Raw genomic sequence first — 21,566 nt, 5'->3', positions numbered from 1 at the left:
AATTGTAATCGTCTGTTACAGTCGATATTTTTTTCGACGACCGGACAGCGTACGCTTCGTCCGGGCAAAAAACGGAACCGGCAAGAGGCAACATGAAGAGAATCATCGGCGCGGCGGCCATCTCGCTCGCCCTCGCGGGATGCGGCGGCGCGGGCGACAACGACAGCGGGCTGGCGCTCGTGCGCACGCCGCCAGCGGCCGGCAGCACGCCGACCGACCCCACCACGCCCGTCACCCCCGTCACCCCGGTGGTGCCGCCGGCGCCCGACACCAATGCCATCGGCACGGGCATCTTCAACGGCAGCACGCCGGACGGGCAGCGCGTCAACGTGCTGGTGCTCGACGAGAACGCCTTCTACATCTTCTATTCGGCGCCGGGCGTGCCCGATGTGCCGATGGGCGTGATCACCGGCAACTACAGCAGCAACAACGACACGCTCACCACCAACAACAACGGGCTCGACTTCAACCTGGAAGCGGCCGGCTACAACCTCACGGCCGCGAACTTCAACGGCAGCTTCGTGCCCAGCACGCTGATGCAGACGCAACTGACCTACCGCAACGCGCGCAATACGGCGTTCACCGCGAACTACAGCACGGACTACAACTACATCGCCACGGTGGACGGGCTGCGGGGGGATTACTCGGGCAGCGCGGTGGCGCTGGACACCAGCGGCATGCGCTCGGACGGCATCACCATGCACGTCGACGCCACCGGCAACATCACCGTGGACGCCGGCGCGGGATGCGCGTTCACGGGCACCGCGACGCCGCGGCGCCAGGGCAAGGTCTACAACGTCAGCCTGCAGTTCGGCGCGGCGCCGTGCCGCTACCCGAACACGACGATGACGGGCATTGCCTACTACGACCCCACCACCACGCACAGCCTGCCCACGCTCGGCCAGCTCTACCTGTTCGTGATGCGCGCCGACCGCCAGGCCGGCATGATCTTCACCGGCAAGCACTGACGGCCGGAGGCGGCCGCCCGGGCCGCGCGCTTACAGGAAACGGTCGAGCAGCTTGCGGCTGGCCTTGTCCAGTCCGGCCAGGTTGCGCAGCAGGTAGTGGATGCCGTGGCTGTCGGAGATCAGCAGCGTGGCGCCGGCCAGGCGGCGGATGTCTTCCTCGCCGCGCAGCACCAGCGAGGTGACGCCGCGGTCGGTTTCCACTTCCCAGGTACTGGGCGTGGCGAAGGTCGACACCGAGCGGATGCGGCGGATCTCCGGCATGAACTCGCGGCTGGCCAGCTCGGCCTCGATCATCTCGCGCAGCGGCGCGGGCAGGGTATCCAGGCGCGGCAGCCAGGCCAGCTCGCGGCCGTCGGCGCTGATGATGCCGACGCCGTCGTCGGGCGCGGCGATCGGAAACGCGCGCACCGGCACCACGCCTTCGTGCACGGTGCCGTCCGCCGTGGTCATCACCAGGCGGCCCAGCGCGTTGCGCGCAAGCTTGAAGTCGGCTTGCTGCTGTTGTTGCTCGTGTCGTTGCATGGAGGCTGCCTGCTTACACGTTGGCCGCTGCGGCGGTATCGAGGCTCGGGTCCGCGTCGGTGTCGACGTTGCGGGCCTGCGCCTGGTAGAGCTTGTAGTAGGCGCCTTCGCGGGCCAGCAGTTCCTCGTGCCCGCCCACTTCCACGATCTGGCCGCGGTCCATCACCACCAGCCGGTCGGCCTTGCGCAGCGTCGACAGGCGGTGCGCGATGGCGATCGTGGTGCGGCCCTGCACCAGGTTGTCGAGCGCCTTCTGGATTTCCTTCTCGGTGGCGGTGTCCACCGACGAGGTGGCCTCGTCCATGATGAGGATGCGCGGGTTGATCAGCAGCGCGCGCGCGATCGAGATGCGCTGGCGCTCGCCGCCGGACAGCGCCTGGCCGCGCTCGCCGACCAGCGAGTCGTAGCCGTGCGGCAGGCGCAGGATGAACTCGTGCGCATGGGCCGCGCGCGCGGCCGCGACGATCTCCTCGCGGGTCGCGCCGGGCTTGCCGTAGGCGATGTTCTCGGCGATGGTGCCGAAGAACAGGAACGGCTCCTGCAGCACCAGCCCGATGTGGCGGCGGAACTCCGACACCGGCAGCGAGCGGATGTCCACCCCGTCGACGCGGATCGCGCCTTCCGAGACGTCGTAGAAGCGGCAGATCAGGTTGACCAGCGTGCTCTTGCCCGAGCCGCTGTGCCCCACCAGGCCGATCATCTCGCCCGGCGCGATCGACAGGTTGAGCCCGCGGATCACCGCGCGGTTGCCATAGCGGAAACCCAGGTCGCGCAGCTCGATGGCGCCTTCCACGCGCTCCAGGTGCACGGGCCGGGTCGGCTCCGGCACGCTCGAGACGTGGTCGAGGATGTCGAAGATGCGCTTGGCGCCGGCGGCCGCCTTCTGCGTGACCGAGACGATGCGGCTCATCGAGTCCAGGCGCGTGTAGAAGCGGCTGATGTAGGTCAGGAAGGCCACCAGCACGCCCACCGTGATGGCGTTGTGCGAGACCTGCCAGATGCCGAAGATCCACACCACCAGCAGGCCGATCTCGGTGAGCAGCGTGACGGTCGGCGTGAACAGCGACCACACCGCGTTGACGCGGTCGTTGATGGCCAGGTTGTGGCGGTTGGCCTCGCGGAAGCGCTCGACCTCGCGCTTTTCCTGGGCGAAGGCCTTGACCACGCGGATGCCCGGGATGGTGTCGGCCAGCACGTTGGTGATCTCGGACCAGATCCGGTCGATCTTCTCGAAGCCGTGGCGCAGGCGGTCGCGCACCAGGTGGATCATCCACGCGATGAACGGCAGCGGCACCAGCGTCACCAGCGCCAGCCACGGGTTGATGGAGATCAGGATGGCCGCCGTCATGACGATCATCAGCACGTCGGTGGCGAAATCCAGCAGATGCAGCGACAGGAACACGCAGATGCGGTCGCTTTCCGAGCCGATGCGCGCCATCAGGTCGCCGGTGCGCTTGCCGCCGAAATACTCCAGCGACAGGCGCAGCAGGTGTTCGTAGGTGGTGGTGCGCAGGTCGGCGCCGATGCGCTCCGACACCCGCGCCAGCAGGTAGGTGCGCGCCCAGCCCAGGCTCCACGCCACCAGCGCCGCGCCCAGCAGGCCGGCGAGGTAGAGCTTGACCCGGCCGTAGTCGATGGGCACGCCGTTCTGGAACGGAATCAGCACGTTGTCCATCAGCGGCATGGTCAGGTACGGCGGCACCAGCGTGGCGGCCGTCGACAGCAGCGTCAGCAGGAAACCGGCCAGCAGCTCGAAGCGGTACGGCCGGGCAAAGCGCCACAGGCGCAGCAGCGCCCAGGTCGAGGGCGGCGTCTCCAGGTCGCGGCTGCACTGCGGGCACTGCTCGTCGTCGGGCGACAGCGGCGCCTTGCAGGTCGGGCACACCGCCTCGGCGCCGGGCAGCCCCTGGGCGCCCGCCTGCGGCAGGTCGCGCCGGGCATGGAACTGGTCGATCAGGCGCAGCGCGGCCGGGTTGTGGCCCAGCGTGTAGCGCCAGCTTGCCAGCAGGCGACCGGCCTGCTGCAGCTCGAGCGTGCCGACGCCGGCATGATCGGCGTGATGCAGCGATAATCCGGGCTGGACCGCCCATTCCTGCCAGTCGCCCTGGCCCGACGTGCGGGCCAGCAGTCGACGATCCGTCACAAGCACCCAGCCTTGGGTAAAATGCAGCCTCGCGTCGAGATCCACCGCCAGCCAGGCCAGGACGGCCTCGCCGGGCACCAGACGGGTGCCGAGTTCGTTACGCCACGGTTCGTTCGGGGCGTCGGTATCAATCGCGGGCAAGGAAGGTTGGGTCATCGTTGGCACAGCATGCTGCGTCCCCTGGACATGGACATAACTTGAAACAATTTAGCGCGGGCGCGCCCTGGCGGCCCGCCAATTTGCCCGCAGTATACATAAGGCCAAACGCACGGGCGCCCCTGATGCACTGCACAATCGCTTTTTAATCAAGAAAGTCAACCGGCTGACCGTTGTAACGTTACTGAAAGGTTAGGCTTCTATTTCTCGGGCACTCGCCCACTGCCTCAAGCTAAATCAATGAAAAAGAAGGACATTGAGATTTTCGATGTCATGTCGCTGCGCGGCCCGAATATGTGGACATATCGGCCTGTGCTGGAGGCGTGGGTCGACATCGGGGAACTGGAGGACTTTCCCTCCAACACCATCCCGGGATTCTACGAGCGCCTGTCGGCCTGGCTGCCCTCGCTGATCGAGCACCGCTGCAGCATCGGCGAGCGCGGCGGCTTCCTGCAGCGCCTCAAGGAAGGCACCTGGCCCGGCCACATCCTCGAACACGTCACGCTCGAGCTGCAGAACCTGGCCGGCATGCCCGGCGGCTTCGGCAAGGCGCGCGAGACCCCGATCCGCGGCGTCTACAAGGTGGTGGTGCGCGCCTGGCACGAGGAAGTCACGCGCGCCGCCCTGTTCTCCGCGCGCGACCTGGTGATGGCCGCCATCGAGGACCGCCCCTACGACGTGCAGGCGGCCGTGGACCACCTGCGCCGCCTGGTCGACAAGCATTGCCTGGGGCCCAGCACCGCGTGCATCGTCGACGCCGCCGACGACCGCGACATCCCCGCCATCCGCCTGTCCGAGGGCAACCTCGTGCAGCTCGGCTACGGCAGCCGCCAGCGCCGCATCTGGACCGCCGAGACCGACCGCACCAGCGCCATCGCCGAGAGCATCTCGCGCGACAAGGACCTGACCAAGAGCCTGCTCGAATCGTGCGGCGTGCCCGTGCCCGAAGGCCGCCTGGTGGACAGCGCCGCCGACGCCTGGGACGCCGCCGAGGACATCGGCGTGCCGGTGGTGGTCAAGCCCTACGACGGCAACCACGGCCGCGGCGTGTTCACCAACCTGACCACGCGCGAGGAAGTCGAGACCGCCTACGCGGTGGCCATCGACGAAGGCAGCGGCGTCATCGTCGAGCGCTTCGTGCCCGGCAACGAACACCGCCTGCTGGTGGTGGGCGGCCGCCTGGTGGCCGCCGCGATGGGCGAGACCGCCAGCGTGACCGGCGACGGCCGCTCGACCATCGACGAGCTGATCGAGCTGCAGATCAATTCCGACCCGCGCCGCGGCAGCACCGAGGACCACCCGCTCAACAAGGTGCGCCTCGATTCCGCCGCGCGCCTGGAGCTCAGGCGCCAGGGCTATGACGCCAGCTCGGTGCCGCCCGAAGGCAAGCACGTGCTGATCCAGCGCAACGGCAACGTCGCCTTCGACGTGACCGACCGCGTGCACCCGAGCGTGGCCGCGCATGCCTCGCTGGCCGCCCGCGTGGTGGGCCTGGACATCGCCGGCGTGGACCTGGTGGCGCAGGACATCTCGCGCCCGCTCGCCGAGCAGCGCGGCGCCATCGTCGAGGTCAACGCCGGCCCCGGCCTGCTGATGCACCTCAAGCCCTCCAACGGCGAGGCGCGCCCGGTCGGCCGCGCCGTGGTGGACCACCTGTTCCCCGCCGGCGAAGGCGACGACAACGGCCGCATCCCGGTGGTCGGCATCACCGGCACCAACGGCAAGACCGTGGTGGCCAAGCTGGTGGCGCGCCTGCTGCAACTGTCCGGCAAGCACACCGGCCTGGCCTGCAGCGACGGCCTCTACCTGGACCGCCGCCAGGTCGAAGCCGGCGACCGCGCCAACTGGGACGCCGCGCACCGCATCCTGATGAACCGCGCGGTCGATGCCGCCGTGCTCGAGAACGACAGCGGCGCCATCCTCTCCCAGGGCCTCGCCTATGACCGCTGCCAGGTCGGCGTGGTCACGAACATCGACGTGCCCGACCACCTCGGCCAGTACTACGTCGAGGAAATCGGCAAGATGTACAACGTGCTGCGCACCCAGGTCGACGTGGTGCTCGACGGCGGCGTGGCCGTGCTCAACGCGCGCGACCCGCTGGTGGTCGAGATGGCCGAACTGTGCGACGGCGACGTGATCTTCTTCGGCCTGTCGGCCGACCTGCCCGCCATCGCCGCGCACCGCGCGGCCGGCAAACGCGCGGTCTTCGTGCGCGACGGCAAGGTGGTGCTGGCCACCGGCAGCCGCGAGACGCCGCTGGCCGACGTCGCCGCGATTCCCCTCACCTACGCCGGCCGCGTGGCCTTCCAGGTCGAGAACGTGCTGGCGGCCGTGGCCACCGGCTGGGCGCTGGGCATCTCGCACGACCTGATCCGCGCCGGCGTGGTGACGTTCGACGTGGGCCAGGTGGACGTGCCGGGCCGCTTCACGCTGTTCGAGCGCAACGGCGCCATCGTGGTGATCGACGACGCCCACAACGCCCCCGCGCTGGAAGCGCTGGTGGCGGCGCTGGAGCGCTTCCCGACCGAGCGCCGCGTGGTGGTGTACGGCGCCGGCCTGCCGCGCCGCGACGAGGACATGGTCCGGCAGGGCAAGATCCTGGGCGCCGCCTTCGACCGCGTGTTCCTGTGCGAGGACCGCTCCGTGGAGAGCGCGCTGCCCGACGCCGAAGCCCGCGCGCTGCTCAAGCAGGGCCTGTACGAAGGCCGCCGCGTGACCAAGATCATCGACGAAGGCTCGCGCCGCCAGGCGGTCGAGGCCGCGCTTGCGCAAGTGGTGGCCGGCGACCTGCTGGTGCTGCAATGCGACGAGGGCTCGACCCTGCCCACCATCGACCAGGTCCACCAGTGGATGGGCCAGCCGGGCCGCCGCGCCTGATCCGGAACGCAGAAGAACGGATCCCAGAGGAAACTGATTTCATGGAAGTCTCACGTATCCGGGCCCTGCGCGGCCCCAACCTGTGGTGCCGCCACACCGCCATCGAGGCCATCGTCTCGTGCTCCGACGAGGCCCACACGCTGGCCCAGTTGCCCGGCTTCGAAGAGCGCCTGCGCGCGCGCTTCCCCGAAGTCGGCCCGCTGCGGCCCGACGACAACGAAGGCGTGGTCTCGCTCGCGCACGCGCTCGAATGCGCCGCGCTGCGCCTGCAGGCCGAGGCCGGCTGCCCGGTCAGCTTCAGCCGCACCGCGCCCACGGTCGAGCCCGGCACCTACCAGGTGGTGGTGCAGTACAGCGAGGAGGAAGTCGGCCGGCTCGCGCTGGAACTGGCCGCCACGCTGTGCCGCGCCGCGCGCGACGACATGCCGTTCGACCTCGCCGACGCGCTGCACCGCCTGCGCGAACTCGACGAGGACGTGCGCCTGGGGCCGAGCACCGGCTCCATCGTCTACGCCGCCGTGGCGCGCGGCATTCCCTACCGCCGCCTGACCCAGGGCAGCATGGTGCAGTTCGGCTGGGGCAGCAAGCAGCGCCGCATCCAGGCCGCCGAAACCGACATGACCAGCGCGGTCTCGGAATCGATCGCGCAGGACAAGGACCTCACCAAGACCCTGCTGCACGCCGCCGGCGTGCCGGTGCCGCTGGGCCGCACCGTGACCGACGCCGACCAGGCCTGGGCCGCCGCCCAGGAGATCAACGCGCCGGTGGTGGTCAAGCCGCGCGACGGCAACCAGGGCAAGGGCGTGGCCGTGCGCATCCGCACCCGCGAGGAAATCAACGCCGCCTTCGAGGTCGCCTCCGACATCAGCTCGGACGTGATCGTCGAGCGCTACATCCCGGGGCACGATTTCCGCCTGCTGGTGGTGGGCAAGCACCTGGTGGCCGCGGCGCGCCGCGACCCGCCCCAGGTCACCGGCGACGGCAGGCACACCGTGCGCGAGCTGGTCGACGAGGTCAACCGCGACCCGCGCCGCGGCGAGGGCCACGCCACCTCGCTGACCAAGATCCGCTTCGACGACATCGCGCTGGCCGTGCTGGCCAAGCAGAACCTGACCGCCGACACGGTGCCGCCCAAGGGCACGCGCGTGGTCCTGCGCAACAACGCCAACCTCTCCACCGGCGGCAGCGCCACCGACGTCACCGACGACGTGCACCCCGACATGGCCGCGCGCGCCGTGGCCGCGGCGCAGATGGTCGGGCTCGACATCTGCGGCGTGGACGCGGTCTGCGAGACCGTGCTCAAGCCGTTCGAGGAACAGGCCGGCGGCATCGTCGAGGTCAACGCCGCGCCGGGCCTGCGCATGCACCTGCAGCCGTCCTACGGCAAGGGCCGCGCGGTCGGCGAGGCCATCGTCTCCACCATGTTCGCCGACGGCGACGACGGCCGCATCCCGGTGGTGGCGGTGTCCGGCACCAACGGCAAGACCACCACGGTGCGCCTGATCGCCCATCTGCTCGCCGGCAGCGGCCTGCGCATGGGCATGACCGGCACCGACGGCGTCTACATCCAGGGCGAGCGCATCGACACCGGCGACTGCAGCGGCCCGCGCAGCGCGCGTAACGTGCTGATGCACCCCGACGTCGACGCCGCGGTGTTCGAGACCGCGCGCGGCGGCCTGCTGCGCGAAGGCCTGGCCTTCGACCGCTGCGACGTGGCCGTCGTCACCAACGTGGGCGAAGGCGACCACCTCGGCCTGTCCTACATCAGCACGGTGGAAGACCTGGCCGTGCTCAAGAGCGTGATCGTGCAGAACGTGGCGCCGCACGGCATGGCCGTGCTCAACGCCGCCGACCCGATGGTGGTGCGCATGGCCGACGCCTGCCCCGGCGCCGTGACCTTCTTCGCCGCCGACACCAACAACCCGGTGATGGCCACGCACCGCGCGCAGGGCAAGCGCGTGGTGTTCGTCGAGGATGGCCACATCGTGGCCACCGAAGGCGACAGCCAGGTGCGCATCGCGCTGGCGGACATCCCGCTCACGCGCGGCGGCACCATCGGCTTCCAGGTCGAGAACGCGATGTCCTCCGTCGCCGCGGCGTGGGCGCTCGGCATCGACTGGGACGCGATCCGCCGCGGCCTGGCCACCTTCGTCAACGACGCCGCCACCGCCCCGGGCCGCTTCAACGTGTTCGACTACAAGGGCGCCACGCTGATCGCCGACTACGGCCACAACCCGGACGCGATCCAGGCGCTGTGCGACGCCATCGAAAGCATGCCCGCGAAGCGCCGCTCGGTGGTGATCAGCGGCGCCGGCGACCGCCGCGACGTCGACATCCGCCGCCAGACCGAGATCCTCGGCGGCGTGTTCGACGAAGTGGTGCTGTACCAGGACCAGTGCCAGCGCGGCCGCGAGGACGGCGAGGTGCTGGCGCTGCTGCGCGAAGGCCTGCAAGGCGCGCAGCGCGCCAGCACGGTGGAGGAGATCCGCGGCGAGTTCCTCGCCATCGATACCGCGCTGGCGCACCTGCAGGCCGGCGACCTGTGCCTGATCCTGGTGGACCAGGTGGAAGAAGCGCTCGCGCACATCGCGCAGCGGATCAGGGAAGCGGCGTAAGCGCGCAAGGCACCGCCACAACGCGGTGGTTTGCTCCGCGCTCCCATGCGATGGGCGAGCGGAGCAAACCCCGGGGTCGAGCGAAGCCTCATCGAAAAAACAAAAGCCAGCCTTTCAGGCTGGCTTTTGTTTTTACCGCGGCGCGTCCCCGCGCCTAATGCCTGCCCGGCAGCGACAGCCGCCGCTCCAGCAGCCGCTGCGCCTGCGACAGGACCGTGCTCAGCACCCAGTAGATCGCCGCCACCGCCAGGTAGAGCGGCAGCGGCTGGTAGGTGGCGGCGATCACCTCCTGCGCCGTGCGCAGCAGCTCGGTCACGGTGATCACCGACACCAGCGAGGTGTCCTTGATCAGGCTGATGAGGCTATTGGACAGGCTCGGCACCGCCAGGCGCAGCGCCTGCGGCCCGACCACGTAGCGCAGCGTCTGGCCCGGCGTCAGGCCCAGGCTGTAGGCGGCCAGCCACTGCCCGCGCGGAATGCCGAGGATGGCACCGCGCATGCTCTCGGAAAGATAGGCGCCCACGTTGAGGCTCAGCGTCAGCACGCCGGCCGGAGTCGGCTCCAGCGCGATGCCGATGCCCGGCAGCCCGTAGTACACCACGAAGATCTGCACCAGCAGCGGCGTGCCGCGCATGATGCTGACGTAGGCGCGCGCGAGCGCGCGCAGCACCGGCTGGTGGCCGATGCCCATCAGCGCCACCACCACGCCGGCCACCAGCCCGAACGCCATCGACAGCAGCGCGAACTTGATGGTCAGCAGCACGCCCTGCATCAGCACGGGCAGGGAAGCGACGACCAGTTGCAGGGCGGACATGAGCGCGCGCGAGCCTGCCGGCCTACCTGGCGGGCCTGGTCACGTCGCCGCCGAACCACTTCGCCGACAGCCTGGCGAGCGAGCCGTCCTTGCGCATGTCTTCCAGCGCGCGGTCGATGGCCTGCGCGAACTTCGGGTTGTCCTTGCGGAACGGAATCGCCACCTCGGAGCCGCCGCCCTCGACGATCGCGCCGGGCCGCAGCGGCAGGTTGGCGGTCTTGATCAGGTAGCCGACCATCAGGCGGTCGTTGAGCGCCGCGTCCACGCGCTGCGCGGCGAGGTCGCGCAGGTACTCGGGCGCGCCGGGATAGGTCCTGACGTCGATGCCGTCCACCGACTTGGCCAGCTCGTTGTAGTTGCTGCCCAGGCTCACGCCAAGCTTCTTGCCCTTGAGGTCCTCCAGCGACTTGAACTGGCGCTTGTCGTCCTTGCGCTGGATCAGTTGCGCGGCCGAGTAGACGTAGGGCGTGGAGAAGTCCAGCACCTGCCTGCGCGCCGGCGTGACCGCGACCTGGTTGACGATGACGTCGAACTTGCCGGCCTGCAGCCCGGCAATGATGCCGCTCCACTCGGTGGTGACGAACTCGGGCTTGACGCCCAGCCGGGACGCCACGCCCCTGGCCACGTCGACGTCGAAGCCGTCGAGCTGGTTGTTGGCGCCGCGGTAGTTGAACGGGGGATACGTGCCCTCCACGCCGATCCTGAGCACGCCGGCCTGCCTGACGGTGTCGAGCAGGTCGGCAGCGTGGGCGACGGCGCCGGCGGCCAGCAGCGCAGCGGCAAACAGCACGGCGGACACGGCCTTGCGGCAGCCGGTGCGAAGTCGAAGTGATTGCATGGGGTCTCCAGACAGGACGGGCGGCGAATATCCGCATTAGGAGCGTAGTCCGCCTTCCCGCCTTGCGCAACTCCGCGGCCCCGCCTGCCGGGCCGGGCGGCCCGCCCGGAACCCGCGCGCCCTACTGGAACGCCTTGTCGTTCGGATGCGCGTACAGGTCCTTCATGTCGGCCGACAGCGGGTAGTTGAGGTTGAGCCCGCGCGGCGGGATCGGCGACTGGAACCACTTCTTGTAGAGCTGCTCGGCGCGCCCGCTGGTCATCAGCCCGGCGATCACGTCGTCGGCCAGCTTCTTGAACGAGGGATCGTCCTTGCGGAACATGCAGGCGTAGTTCTCGGTCTGCAGCGGCGTGCCCACCACCACCCAGTCGGCGGCGTTCTTGGCCTTGGTCAGCTCGCCGTACAGCAGCGGCTCGTCCATGACGAAGGCCACCGCGCGGCCGCTTTCCAGGATCAGGAAGGACTGGCCGTGGTCCTTGGTGCTGATCAGGTTCATGTTCATGGCCTTCTCGCCGTTCATCTTGACCAGCAGGCGCTCGTCGGTGGTGCCGGCGGTCGTCACCACGTTGCGGTCCTTCAGGTCGGGGAAGTCCTTCACGCCCGAGTCCTTCTTGGTCAGCATGCGCAGGCCGTAGACGAACAGGCTGTTGGAGAACGCCACCTGCTTCTGCCGCTCGAGGTTGTTGGTGGTGGTGCCGCACTCGATGTCGATGGTGCCGTTCTGCATCAGCGGGATGCGGTTCTGCGAGGTGATCGGGGTCAGCCGGACCTGCAGGTTGGGCATCTGCAACTGCGCCTTCACCTTGTCGACGATCTGCAGCAGGATCTCGTGCGAGTAACCCATCACGTCTTTGCCATTGGTGTACGAGAACGGGATCGACGAGTCGCGGTAGCCCAGCGAGATCACGCCGGTTTCCTTGATCTTGCGCAGCGTGTCGCCGTCCTCGGCGCTGGCCATGCCGGGGGCGCCGGCGGCGCCCGCGAGCACGGCGGCGGCCAGCAGGCAGCGGGAGAATCGGTTCAGGCGGGGCAGGCGTGCATGCGGTTTCATCTTGTGTTTCTCCGTGGGTTGAGGGACGACTCTGTGAGGGTGGCTCGTGTCGTTGTCAGGCGCGGTGCGGACGTTGCCGCGGTACGGCCAGGGAATGCGGTAAAAAAAGCGACGGCAAAGCGGACCCGTCCTGGCTGCGCGCCGCGGGCGCTACGCCGCCATCGCGCTGAAATCCTCGGCCTCGACCGCCGGCTTGCGCCCGGCCAGCCGGTCGGCCAGCAGGCTCGCGCTGCCCAGCGCCAGCGTGAAGCCCAGCGCGCCGTGGCCGAGGTTGAGCCACAGCCCGCGCACGCGCGACGGCCCCACCAGCGGCAGCCCGCTGGGCGTGGCCGGGCGCAGGCCGGCCCACGGCTGCAGTTGCGCGGGCGACTGCGCGTCGGGCGCCACCCCGGCGAACAGCGCGCGGGTCTCGCCGGCCAGCGTGGCGATGCGGCGGCGGTCGATCGCGGTATCGCCGCGCACGAGGTCGGCCATGCCCGCCACGCGCAGCGTGTTGCCGATGCGGGCATAGACGATCTTGCGCGCGAAGTCGGTGATGCTGATGTGCGGCGCGCCGGCGCCGTCGCGGATCGGCACCGTGATGCTGTAGCCCTTGAGCGGCCACAGCGGCACGCGCAGGCCCAGCGGGCGCAGCAGGCCCACGCTGCCCATGCCGCCGGCCACCACCACCGCGTCGGCGCGCTCGACGCCGGCGGCGGTGCGCACGCCTGTGACACGTCCATCCTCGCGTCCGCCCTCGCGCTCGATGCCCCGCACGTCGGTGCCGAAGCGCAGCGACACGCCGGGACGGTCATGCAGCAAGCGTGCCAGCGACAGGCAGAAGCGATGGCAGTCCGCCACTTCCTCGCTCGGCGTATGGATGGCGCCGGCGATCTCGCCGCGGATGCCCGCCAGCGCCGGCTCCAGCGCCACGGTGGCGTCGCGGTCCAGCGCCTGCTGCTCGCAGCCCAGGCTGGCCTGGTAGTCGAGCAGGCGGCACGCCGCGGCAAAGCTCGCGGCGTCGCGGTGCACGATCAGCTTGCCGCGCCGCGCGAAGCCGAAGTCGTCCGGCCCGCCGTCGACGAAAGCCCGCATCAGGTCGCGCGAATGGAACGCCAGGCGCAGCAGCTTGCGCGTGGTGGCCTCGCTGGCGGCGGCGTTGCAGGCGCGCGCGAACGCCGCCAGCCAGCGCCATTGCGCCGGGTCCGGCGAGGGCCGGAAGCGCATCGGCGAATCGGCGCGCAGCAGCCAGCCCGGCACCTTGCCCAGCACGCCCGGCCCGGCCAGCGGCGCCACGTAGCTGTAGCTCAGCTGGCCGCCGTTGGCGAAGCTGGTTTCCTCGCCCGGGCCGGCGCGGCGCTCCAGCACCGCGACCTCGTGCCCGTCGGCCGCCAGCCGCCACGCCGTGCTCATGCCGATCACCCCCGCCCCCACGATCACCACCTTCATTGCCTGCCTCGCCGCCATTCGATCCGATCCGCGAGAGCGTAGACCAGCCGCGCCGGCTTGCCTAATGCGAATACGTGCCAGAATATGTCCTCAGGCTATGGATGCCCGGCCGCCCCTTCCCTTTCCCGTCCACGCCCACCTCCGATGCGCCTGCGCCAGATCGAGATCTTCCGCGCCGTCATGCTGACCGGCACCGTCAGCGAGGCCGCGCGCCTGCTGCACGTCTCCCAGCCCGTGGTGACGCGCGTGCTGCAGCACGCCGAGGCCACGCTCGGCTTCCGCCTGTTCGAGCGCGTCAAGGGCCGCCTGCAGGCCACGCCGGAGGCCACCGCGCTGTACGGCGACGTGGAGCGGCTCTACGGCGAGATCGAGCGCGTGCGGCGCGTCTCGGAGAGCCTGCGCCACAAGGGCGCGGGCCGGCTGCGCGTGGCGGCCACGCCCAGCCTCGCCAACCCGCTGCTGGTGCCCGCCGTGCGCCGCTTCTGCGCGCGCCACCCGGACACCCAGGTGCAGGTGCTGACCCACCATACCGACGAGATCGTGCAGGGCCTGCTGGCCAACCAGATCGACCTCGGCTTCGCCTTCGCGCCGCCGCGCCACGAGGCCATCGCCAGCGAGCCGGTGGCCAGCGGGCAGATGCTGCTGGCGGTGCCGCGCGGCGAGCCGCTCTTGCCGTCCTCGCCGCGCGCGCGGCGCGCCGACGTGCCGATGCAGCGGCTGGTGGAGCGCCCCTTCATCGCCTACGACGACAACAGCTCGCTCGGCCTGCTGGTGCGCCAGACGCTCGCGCGCAACGCGCTCGAGCCGCGCTCGATGCTGGAAGTCCAGACCTACTCGCTGGCGCTGGCGCTGGTCGACGCGGGCCTCGGCCTGACCCTGCTCGACCAGTACACCGCGCTCGGCGCCAGCCCGGAACGGGTCTCGCTGCACACGGTCAAGCCGGCGCTGGCCTTCGAGATCCAGGCCCTGCGCGCCAGCCACCGCGGCAGCTCCAGCCTGGCCGACGACATGCGCGCGCAGTTCGCCGGCGCCGCGCTGCAGCTCGCGGCCACGCTGCCCGCGCGCCTGGAAGCGCCGGCGGTCAGCTTCGAACACGTCCCCAGGTAGCGCCCGCCGGCGCCCGGAATTTGACAGCCCCATGCGCCGTGCACCATCATCAGACAGCCTGAAGCGCCCATCTGGTGCTTCCTGAAACCTATGTTCGCCCTAATCCTGCTCCTGCTCATCCTGATCAGCGCCTTCTTCTCGACCTCCGAGATCGCGCTGACCGCATCGCGCCGCACCAAGCTGCAGACGCTGTCCGAGCGCGGCGACCGCCGCGCCACCAAGATCATGCTGCTCAAGGAAGAGCCCGGGAATTTCTTCACCATCGTGCAGATCGGCGTCAACAGCGTGGCCATCCTCGCCGGTATCGTCGGCGAGAAGCACGTCTCCGACCTGCTGCACGCGGCGCTGCTGCCCTACTTCGACGCCGCGGCCGCCGGGCAGATCGCCAACGTCGGCTCGTTCCTGGTGGTCACGCTGCTGTTCATCCAGTTCGCCGACCTGATCCCCAAGCGCATCGCCATGAGCTTTCCCGAGCCCTGCGCGCTGCTGGTGATCGGGCCGATGCTGACCATGATCAAGGTCTTCAAGCCGCTGGTCTGGGTGTTCAACGCCAGCGCCGACGCCACCCTGCGCCTGTTCGGCCTGCCCACCAAGCAGATCGACCAGATCACCTCGGAAGACATCGCGGCGATGGTGGACGCCGGCGCCGAGGCCGGCGTGCTGCACAAGCACGAGATCCACCTGATCGAGAACGTGTTCGAGCTCGACGCCAAGAACGTCACCGCGGTGATGACGCCGCGCGACGACGTGGTCTACATCGGCCTGGACGAGCCCGCCGACAGCCTGCGCCGCAAGCTGGTCAACCACCCGCACGCGCAGTACCCGGTGTGCGGGCACAACCTCGACGACGTGCTCGGCTACATCGACTCCAAGGACATCCTGCAGATGTTCCTGGCCGACGACACCACCGGCGTGATCGGCAACATCGGCAACATCGGCAAGCACCACGACAAGAACGTGCTGGTGATCCCCGACACGCTCACGCTGACCGAGGCGCTCACGCGCTTTCGCGAGATGCACCAGAGCTTCGCGGTGGTGATGAACGAGTACGGGCTGGTGGTGGGCATCGTCACGCTGGACGACATCGTCGGCGCGCTGATGGGCAACATCATCTATTCCAGCGAGGACGAGCAGATCGTGCGGCGCGACGACGGTTCGTGGCTGGTGGACGGCCTGACGCCGCTGGTGGACCTCAAGAAGGCGCTGGAGCTCGACGATCTGCCCGGCGAGGACTACGTCGACACCGCCGCCGGACTGGTGATCTACTCGCTCAAGCGCATCCCGAAGAAGTCCGAGTTCATCGAGGCGGCGGGCTACCGCTTCGAAGTGCTGGACATCGACCATCACAAGATCGACCAGCTGCTGGTGTCGAGGCTGCCGCCGCCGGCGCCGTCCCAGCCGTGAGCGCGCGGCGGTAGCGCTCCACCGTCTCGTCCAGCCGGAACACCAGGATCCACGCGCCCGCCGCCAGCGCCGCGGCCGCGGCAAGCGCGCCCAGGCGCAGCGGCGCCAGCCGCTCCGGCGCGTGCAGCGCCGCGTAGGCGGTGCCCAGCAGCACGATCCACGCGAAACCCAGCGCGCAGCCGGCCAGCACGTCGGACAGCCAGTGCATGCCCAGGTAGAGTCGCGACAGGCAGATCAGCGCCACCGCCACCGCGGTCAGCGCCACCACCGGCATGCGCACGCGCCACGGCTGACGCAGGCACAGCAGGAAGGCCAGGAAGCCATACGTCACCATGCTGCTGGCGGCGTGGCCGCTCGGGAACGAGAACGACTCCAGGCCATCGTAGATGCTGGCGGGCCGCCCGCGCGCCAGCGCCAGCTTGAGCACCATCACGCAGGCGCGCGCGCCGAGCAGCGCGCCCACCCAGTAGGCCGCGGCCACCCACGCGCGGCGCCATGCCAGCCACGCCAGCACGGCCAGCGCCACCGCCACCGACACGCGCGCGCCGCCCAGTTCGGTGATGGCCACCATCGCCACGTCGAGCCAGTCCCGCCGCCACGCGCGCAACTGCGCGAACACGGCCTCGTCCAGCCGCACCAGCGGCGCGCCGTGGGCGATGGCCGCGCCCAGCCACAGCAGCGCCGCGGCGCACGCCAGCAGCAATGCGCCGGCGGTGGCCAGCAACAGCAGCTCGGCCACATCCCGCTCCAGCACGCGCTCCAGCACGCGCAGCAGGCGCGGCCACGGCGGCCCGGCGCGCGCCAGCAGCGCGTCGCGCCCGCGCAGGCGCGCGCCGTCGAGCCGGCGCACCAGCGGCCGGATCACCAGCAGCAGGCCGCGCACCACGCCCAGCAGCAACAGCACGAACACGGCCAGCAGGCCGACCGCGCCCAGCGCGGCAAGCGGCGTGAGCCACGCATCGGCGCCACGGACGGCCTCCATCGCCTCAGGCCCCGGCCGCCATGCGCGCGATGTTGGCGCGCGCCCGCGCCTCGCAATCGGCGAAGGCCGGCGTCAGGAACAGGCGCTCGCGCCGCGCCATCGCCTGCAGGAAGGCGACGCGGCGCGCCATGAAGTCCGCCCGCAACGCCTCGCCGGACAAGCCCGAGCGGCTGGCCAGCAGCGCGCGGTTTTCCTCGAACACCGCCTCGGTGTAGGCGTCGAAATCCGCCGCCGGCGCAGCCAGGCGCCACAGGTCGAGGTCCAGCACCGGTTCCGATTCGGGCACCGAGGCGCGATGCCCGCGGGTATCCATCACGATGCGCGCGGCCAGCGCCATGACCGCGGCATCCGCGCCGCCGGCCACGGTCTCGATCAGCGCCGCGGAGGCGGCCTCGTTGTGCTCGCACCCCGGCACGTAGACCGCGTCGTGGCACAGCACCGCCAGCGCCTGCGCGGGCGAGAGCGCGAGGCCGCGCGCCTGCGCCACGGCGAACATCTCCAGCACGTGGCGGCGGTCGTGGTAGCGGCGGTACGGCGCGTCGTAGCAGGCCAGCGCCTGCAGCACCGCGGCGCGCGGCAGGAAGTCCAGGCAGGCCAGCGCCGCCGGCCAATCCGGCGCGAAGCGCGGCTGCGCGCCCTGCGGCGTCGCCACGGTCTCGGTGAACACGGCGAGCGGGCGCACCCACAGCTCGCTGCGGTCGCGCATCGACTGGTACACCACCACGCGCGACAGGTCGGACTCGAGCAGGCCGAGCCCGGTGATGGCGTAGGCGCCGCCCTTGTAGTGGCGGAAGGGCATGCCGGGCAGGAAGTCGCCGGTGGCGGGCGGGGTCGGAGGCAGGGTCATGATGCTTGCGGTCTGGGTCGGGGCTGCGCCATGATAGTGCATGGGCCGCGCGGCGCAACGCGCACTTGCCGCGCCGGCGGCCGCGCAGGCGGGGCGCGCTCCGAAAGTTGACATGCGTCAACTTCCCCCGATGACGGGAGCGCATGATTGTGCAGTGGCACAAATGCCCGTGGAGGACGGTGTGAGAGACAGTGTGGAACCGACATGGCAGGCGCCGGCGGGCACGGGTGACGGCACGGGCGGCGAGACCAGTCGCGGCGTGATCGCCGCGGTGCGCGGCAGCGTGGTCGACGTGCGCTTCGAGGCCGCGCTGCCGCCGATCCGCACGCTGCTGCGCGCCGGCGAGGACGGCCGCATCGCCATCGAGGTGCTGTCCCAGCTCGACGCGCGCCACGTGCGCTGCATCGCGCTGACCTCCACCCAGGGGCTGGCGCGCGGCATGGCGGTGCGCGACAGCGGCGCGCCGCTGCAGGCGCCGGTCGGCGCGAGCATCCTGTCGCGCATGTTCGACGTGTTCGGCCAGCCCATCGACCGCCTGCCGCCGCCGCAGGACGTGCGCTGGCGCTCGGTGCACCGCGCGCCGCCGCCGCTGGCGCGACGCTCCACGCGCTCGGTCGTGTTCGAGACCGGCATCAAGGCCATCGACGTGCTGCTGCCGCTCGAGACCGGCGGCAAGGCCGGGCTGTTCGGCGGTGCCGGCGTGGGCAAGACCGTGCTGCTCACCGAGCTGATCCACAACATGGTCGGCCACCACCAGGGCGTGAGCATCTTCTGCGGCATCGGCGAGCGCTGCCGCGAAGGCGAGGAGCTCTACCACGACATGCGCGAGGCCGGCGTGCTGGCCGACATGGTGATGGTCTTCGGCCAGATGAACGAGCCGCCGGGCGCGCGCTTCCGCGTCGGCCACGCGGCGCTGACGATGGCCGAGTATTTCCGCGACGACGAGCATCGCGACGTGCTGCTGCTGATCGACAACATCTTCCGCTTCATCCAGGCCGGCTCGGAGGTCTCCGGGCTGATGGGCCAGATGCCGTCGCGCCTCGGCTACCAGCCGACGCTGGGCACGGAGCTGTCGGGGCTGGAGGAGCGCATCGCCAACACCGACACCGGCGCCATCACCTCGATCCAGGCGGTCTACGTGCCGGCCGACGACTTCACCGACCCGGCGGCCGTGCATACGTTCTCGCACCTGTCCGCCTCCATCGTGCTGTCGCGCAAGCGCGCCAGCGAAGGCCTCTACCCGGCCGTCGATCCGCTGCAGTCGAACTCCATGATGGCCACGCCCGGCATCGTCGGCGCGCACCACTATCAACTGGCGCAGGACATCCGGCGCACGCTGGCGCAGTACGCCGAGCTCAAGGACATCATCGCCATGCTCGGGCTCGAGCAGCTCTCCGCGTCCGACCGCAACGTGGTGGCGCGCGCGCGCCGCCTGGAACGCTTCCTGACGCAGCCGTTCTTCACCACCGAGCAGTTCACCGGCATCCCGGGCAAGACCGTCAGCCTGGCGGACGCGCTCGACGGCTGCGAGCGCATCCTGCGCGACGAATTCAAGGACTACCCGGAGAGCGCGCTCTACATGATCGGGCCGATCTCCGAGGCCAGAAGCAAGCCCGCCACCCCCCAACCCGCCGAGGTGCCGGATGCCGCCGGACAGCATGCAGCTTGAAGTGCTGCTGCCCTTCCGCGTGTTCCTGCGCAAGCCCGGGGTGTCGCGCATCGTCGCGGAAACCGCCGAAGGCTCGTTCGGCATGCTGCCGCACCGCCTCGACTGCGTGGCCGCGCTCGCGCCCGGCATCCTGGTGTTCGAGACGCCGGACGAAGGCGAGGTGTTCATCGCCATCGACCAGGGCGTGCTGGTGAAGACCGGACTCGAGGTGCGCGTGTCGGTGCGCCAGGCGATGGCCGGCACCGACCTCGCGCAGCTGCGCCGCACGGTGGAGCGCGAGTTCCTCGCGCTCGACGAGCAGGCGCTGAGCCTGCGCACGGTCATGGCCAAGCTGGAGACGGGCTTCCTGTCCCGCATCGCCAGGCTGCGCGGGACGGCGCCATGACGGCGCCGCCGGGACCGCGGCCGGGGCACAGGGCGGAGCCGAAAGAAACGGAGCCGAAAGCGGGACCGGAAGCGGGACCGCAGGCGCCGCCGCCGGAGCCCGCGCCCACGCTGGCCGGCAAGGTCGGCGCCAAGGCGCGGCGCAAGCTGTGGGCGCGGCGCCAGCGCGTGCCCGGGGTCTGGTCCGGGCTCGGCATGATGGGGCTGGTCGGCTGGTCGGTGGTGGTGCCGACGCTGCTCGGCGCGGCGCTGGGCATCTGGCTGGACGAGCATTATCCGGGCCGGCACTCGTGGGTGCTGGCGCTGCTGGTGGCCGGGCTGGTGCTCGGCTGTTTCAATGCATGGCGCTGGGTCGCACGGGAAGACGCGGCCATGCGGCAAGACAAGGAAGGTCAGGACGATGCAGATGCATGACATGGCGGCGTTGCTGCTCGCGGGGCTGGCCGGCGGCGCGCTCGGCGCCTTCTTCTTCGGCGGGCTGTGGTGGACGGTGCGGCAAACCCTCTCGCCGGGCCTGTCGCCGGGCCGCGCGGCGCTGTGGCAACTGGGCAGCCTGCTGCTGCGCACGGGCGTCACGCTGCTGGGCTTCTACTGGATCGGCGCGGGACAATGGGAACGCATGGCGGCGTGCCTGGCGGGCTTCACCGCGGCGCGCTTCGTCGTGATGCGCATGACGCGCACGGAACCGGCGGAGCAGACCGCGCAACAGGCGGCCGGCCGCGGGGAGGGCAGCCATGCGCCTCAGCCCTGACCAGTGGATCTTCTGGCAGCACGGCTTCGTCAAGCTCAATGCCACCATCGTGTTCACGTGGGCGCTGATGCTGCTGCTGTGGCTGGGCTCGTGGCTGGTCACGCGGCGGCTCTCGCCGGACCACCGCCGCTCGCGCTGGCAGAACCTGCTGGAGATCGTCATCACCGGCATCGAGCAGCAGATCGCGGACGTGGGCCTGCGCCAGCCGCGCCGCTACCTCGGCTTCCTCGGCACGCTGTTCCTGTTCGTCGCGGCGGCGAGCCTGTGCACCATCGTGCCCGGCTACGATCCGCCCACCGGCTCGCTCTCGACCACGCTGGCGCTGGCGCTGTGCGTGTTCGTGGCGGTGCCGCTGTACGGCATCCGCGACCAGGGGCTGCGCGGCTACCTGCGCTCGTACCTGGAGCCGACCGTGATGATGCTGCCGTTCAACATCATCAGCGAGCTGTCGCGCACGCTGGCGCTGGCGGTGCGCCTGTTCGGCAACATGATGAGCGGGGCGATGATCATCGCCATCCTGCTGACCATCACGCCGTTCCTCTTTCCCATCGTCATGACCGCGCTCGGCCTGCTCACCGGCATGGTGCAGGCCTACATCTTCAGCATCCTGGCGGCGGTCTATCTCGCGGCCGCCACCCACACCGGCGAGACGGAGCCGGCACCGGCCCCGTCGCCCGAACCCAACTGAATCCAACCGAACCCCCAACCAAGGAAACAGCTCATGGACAGCCTGACCATCATCGCGGTAGCGTCGATCGCCATCGCCGGCCTGTGCACCGGCTTCGGCTGCATGGGACCCGCGCTCGCCGAAGGCCGCGCGGTCGCCACCGCCCTCACCTCGCTGGCGCAGCAGCCCGACGCCTCCGCCACCATCACGCGCACGCTCTTCGTCGGCCTGGCGATGATCGAGTCGACCGCGATCTACTGCTTCGTCGTCTCGATGATCCTGATCTTCGCCAATCCGTTCTGGAACGCCGCCATTGCCCGCGCCGCGCTCAGGTGAGAGGTGA

The 21,566-nt window shown here is 70.3% G+C and carries 19 protein-coding genes; 11 read left to right on the top strand and 8 right to left on the bottom strand.

The window, feature by feature from the left end; all coding sequences use genetic code 11:
• Positions 1 to 92: 92 nt before the first annotated feature.
• Positions 93 to 968 (top strand): hypothetical protein, encoded by an 876-nt coding sequence (locus tag K206_RS0103205; RefSeq protein WP_020200965.1) that lies wholly within the window; start codon positions 93 to 95, stop codon positions 966 to 968.
• A 30-nt stretch (positions 969 to 998) separates the two neighbouring features.
• Here K206_RS0103205 and K206_RS0103200 read toward each other — a convergent pair whose 3' ends face one another.
• Together K206_RS0103200 and K206_RS0103195 are read right to left on the bottom strand one after the other, a co-directional pair.
• Positions 999 to 1,490, bottom strand: coding sequence for a DUF1854 domain-containing protein (locus K206_RS0103200; RefSeq protein ID WP_020200964.1), 492 nt, complete (start codon positions 1,488 to 1,490; stop codon positions 999 to 1,001).
• A gap of 13 nt (positions 1,491 to 1,503) precedes the next feature.
• The gene (locus K206_RS0103195) at positions 1,504 to 3,789 is read right to left on the bottom strand and encodes an ABC transporter ATP-binding protein (RefSeq protein WP_029043177.1); all 2,286 of its coding nucleotides are present in this window, start codon (positions 3,787 to 3,789) and stop codon (positions 1,504 to 1,506) included.
• Positions 3,790 to 4,029: 240 nt separating this feature from the next.
• On the opposite strand from K206_RS0103195, the gene cphA (K206_RS0103190) reads away from it, so the two are divergent.
• Together cphA (K206_RS0103190) and cphA (K206_RS0103185) are read left to right on the top strand one after the other, a co-directional pair.
• Positions 4,030 to 6,666 (top strand): cyanophycin synthetase, encoded by a 2,637-nt coding sequence (cphA, locus tag K206_RS0103190; protein WP_020200962.1) that lies wholly within the window; start codon positions 4,030 to 4,032, stop codon positions 6,664 to 6,666.
• A gap of 41 nt (positions 6,667 to 6,707) precedes the next feature.
• A complete protein-coding gene (gene cphA / locus K206_RS0103185) occupies positions 6,708 to 9,281 on the top strand; it encodes a cyanophycin synthetase (protein ID WP_020200961.1) in 2,574 nt (857 codons plus the stop codon).
• Between the two features lie 154 nt (positions 9,282 to 9,435).
• On the opposite strand, the gene K206_RS0103180 is transcribed toward cphA (K206_RS0103185), so the two are convergent.
• The 4 genes from K206_RS0103180 to K206_RS0103165 form a co-directional block, all read right to left on the bottom strand.
• Positions 9,436 to 10,095 carry an amino acid ABC transporter permease gene (locus K206_RS0103180; protein ID WP_020200960.1) on the bottom strand — a complete coding sequence of 220 codons (660 nt, stop codon included), beginning with the start codon at positions 10,093 to 10,095 and terminating at the stop codon, positions 9,436 to 9,438.
• A gap of 22 nt (positions 10,096 to 10,117) precedes the next feature.
• Complete coding sequence (locus K206_RS0103175) at positions 10,118 to 10,933, bottom strand: transporter substrate-binding domain-containing protein (protein WP_043365235.1); 816 nt, start codon at positions 10,931 to 10,933, stop codon at positions 10,118 to 10,120.
• Positions 10,934 to 11,054: 121 nt separating this feature from the next.
• Complete coding sequence (locus K206_RS0103170; RefSeq protein WP_020200958.1) at positions 11,055 to 11,984, bottom strand: glutamate/aspartate ABC transporter substrate-binding protein; 930 nt, start codon at positions 11,982 to 11,984, stop codon at positions 11,055 to 11,057.
• A gap of 150 nt (positions 11,985 to 12,134) precedes the next feature.
• Positions 12,135 to 13,412: a D-amino acid dehydrogenase gene (locus tag K206_RS0103165; RefSeq protein ID WP_020200957.1), complete on the bottom strand. Its 1,278-nt coding sequence runs from the start codon at positions 13,410 to 13,412 to the stop codon at positions 12,135 to 12,137.
• A 144-nt stretch (positions 13,413 to 13,556) separates the two neighbouring features.
• Here K206_RS0103165 and K206_RS0103160 point away from each other — a divergent pair, with 144 nt between their 5' ends.
• Both K206_RS0103160 and K206_RS0103155 read left to right on the top strand, forming a co-directional pair.
• A complete protein-coding gene (locus tag K206_RS0103160) occupies positions 13,557 to 14,519 on the top strand; it encodes a LysR family transcriptional regulator (protein WP_020200956.1) in 963 nt (320 codons plus the stop codon).
• A 90-nt stretch (positions 14,520 to 14,609) separates the two neighbouring features.
• The gene (locus K206_RS0103155; protein ID WP_020200955.1) at positions 14,610 to 15,923 is read left to right on the top strand and encodes a hemolysin family protein; all 1,314 of its coding nucleotides are present in this window, start codon (positions 14,610 to 14,612) and stop codon (positions 15,921 to 15,923) included.
• Here K206_RS0103155 and K206_RS37405 read toward each other — a convergent pair.
• Together K206_RS37405 and K206_RS0103145 are read right to left on the bottom strand one after the other, a co-directional pair.
• Entirely contained in the window at positions 15,817 to 16,905 is a 1,089-nt protein-coding gene (locus tag K206_RS37405; protein WP_020200954.1) for a phosphatase PAP2 family protein, read from the bottom strand. The genes K206_RS0103155 and K206_RS37405 overlap by 107 nt on opposite strands.
• Positions 16,906 to 16,909: 4 nt before the next feature.
• Positions 16,910 to 17,752, bottom strand: coding sequence for a DUF1653 domain-containing protein (locus tag K206_RS0103145; RefSeq protein WP_020200953.1), 843 nt, complete (start codon positions 17,750 to 17,752; stop codon positions 16,910 to 16,912).
• 193 nt (positions 17,753 to 17,945) lie between these two features.
• Here K206_RS0103145 and atpD point away from each other — a divergent pair, with 193 nt between their 5' ends.
• From atpD to K206_RS0103115, 6 genes are read left to right on the top strand one after another with little or no spacing between them, the layout of a single operon-like run.
• Positions 17,946 to 19,421, top strand: a complete 1,476-nt coding sequence (atpD, locus tag K206_RS0103140; RefSeq protein WP_020200952.1) for a F0F1 ATP synthase subunit beta — start codon at positions 17,946 to 17,948, stop codon at positions 19,419 to 19,421.
• Entirely contained in the window at positions 19,411 to 19,806 is a 396-nt protein-coding gene (locus K206_RS0103135) for a F0F1 ATP synthase subunit epsilon (protein ID WP_043365265.1), read from the top strand. The genes atpD and K206_RS0103135 overlap by 11 nt, the downstream gene beginning before the upstream one ends.
• On the top strand, positions 19,803 to 20,219 hold the full coding sequence (locus tag K206_RS37400) for an AtpZ/AtpI family protein (protein ID WP_020200950.1): 417 nt from the start codon (positions 19,803 to 19,805) through the stop codon (positions 20,217 to 20,219). The genes K206_RS0103135 and K206_RS37400 overlap by 4 nt, the downstream gene beginning before the upstream one ends.
• Entirely contained in the window at positions 20,206 to 20,556 is a 351-nt protein-coding gene (locus tag K206_RS0103125) for an ATP synthase subunit I (RefSeq protein ID WP_020200949.1), read from the top strand. Before K206_RS37400 ends, K206_RS0103125 begins: the two co-directional genes overlap by 14 nt.
• Positions 20,540 to 21,244, top strand: coding sequence for a F0F1 ATP synthase subunit A (locus K206_RS0103120; protein WP_020200948.1), 705 nt, complete (start codon positions 20,540 to 20,542; stop codon positions 21,242 to 21,244). The genes K206_RS0103125 and K206_RS0103120 overlap by 17 nt, the downstream gene beginning before the upstream one ends.
• Positions 21,245 to 21,277: 33 nt before the next feature.
• On the top strand, positions 21,278 to 21,559 hold the full coding sequence (locus K206_RS0103115) for a F0F1 ATP synthase subunit C (protein WP_020200947.1): 282 nt from the start codon (positions 21,278 to 21,280) through the stop codon (positions 21,557 to 21,559).
• Positions 21,560 to 21,566 lie beyond the last annotated feature (7 nt).

Source organism: Cupriavidus sp. WS, assembly GCF_000395345.1.
Classification (GTDB): Bacteria; Pseudomonadota; Gammaproteobacteria; order Burkholderiales; family Burkholderiaceae; genus Cupriavidus; species Cupriavidus basilensis_B.
The sequence above is the reverse complement of the archived record's forward strand: the minus strand, read 5'-3'. Positions and strand labels throughout refer to the sequence as shown.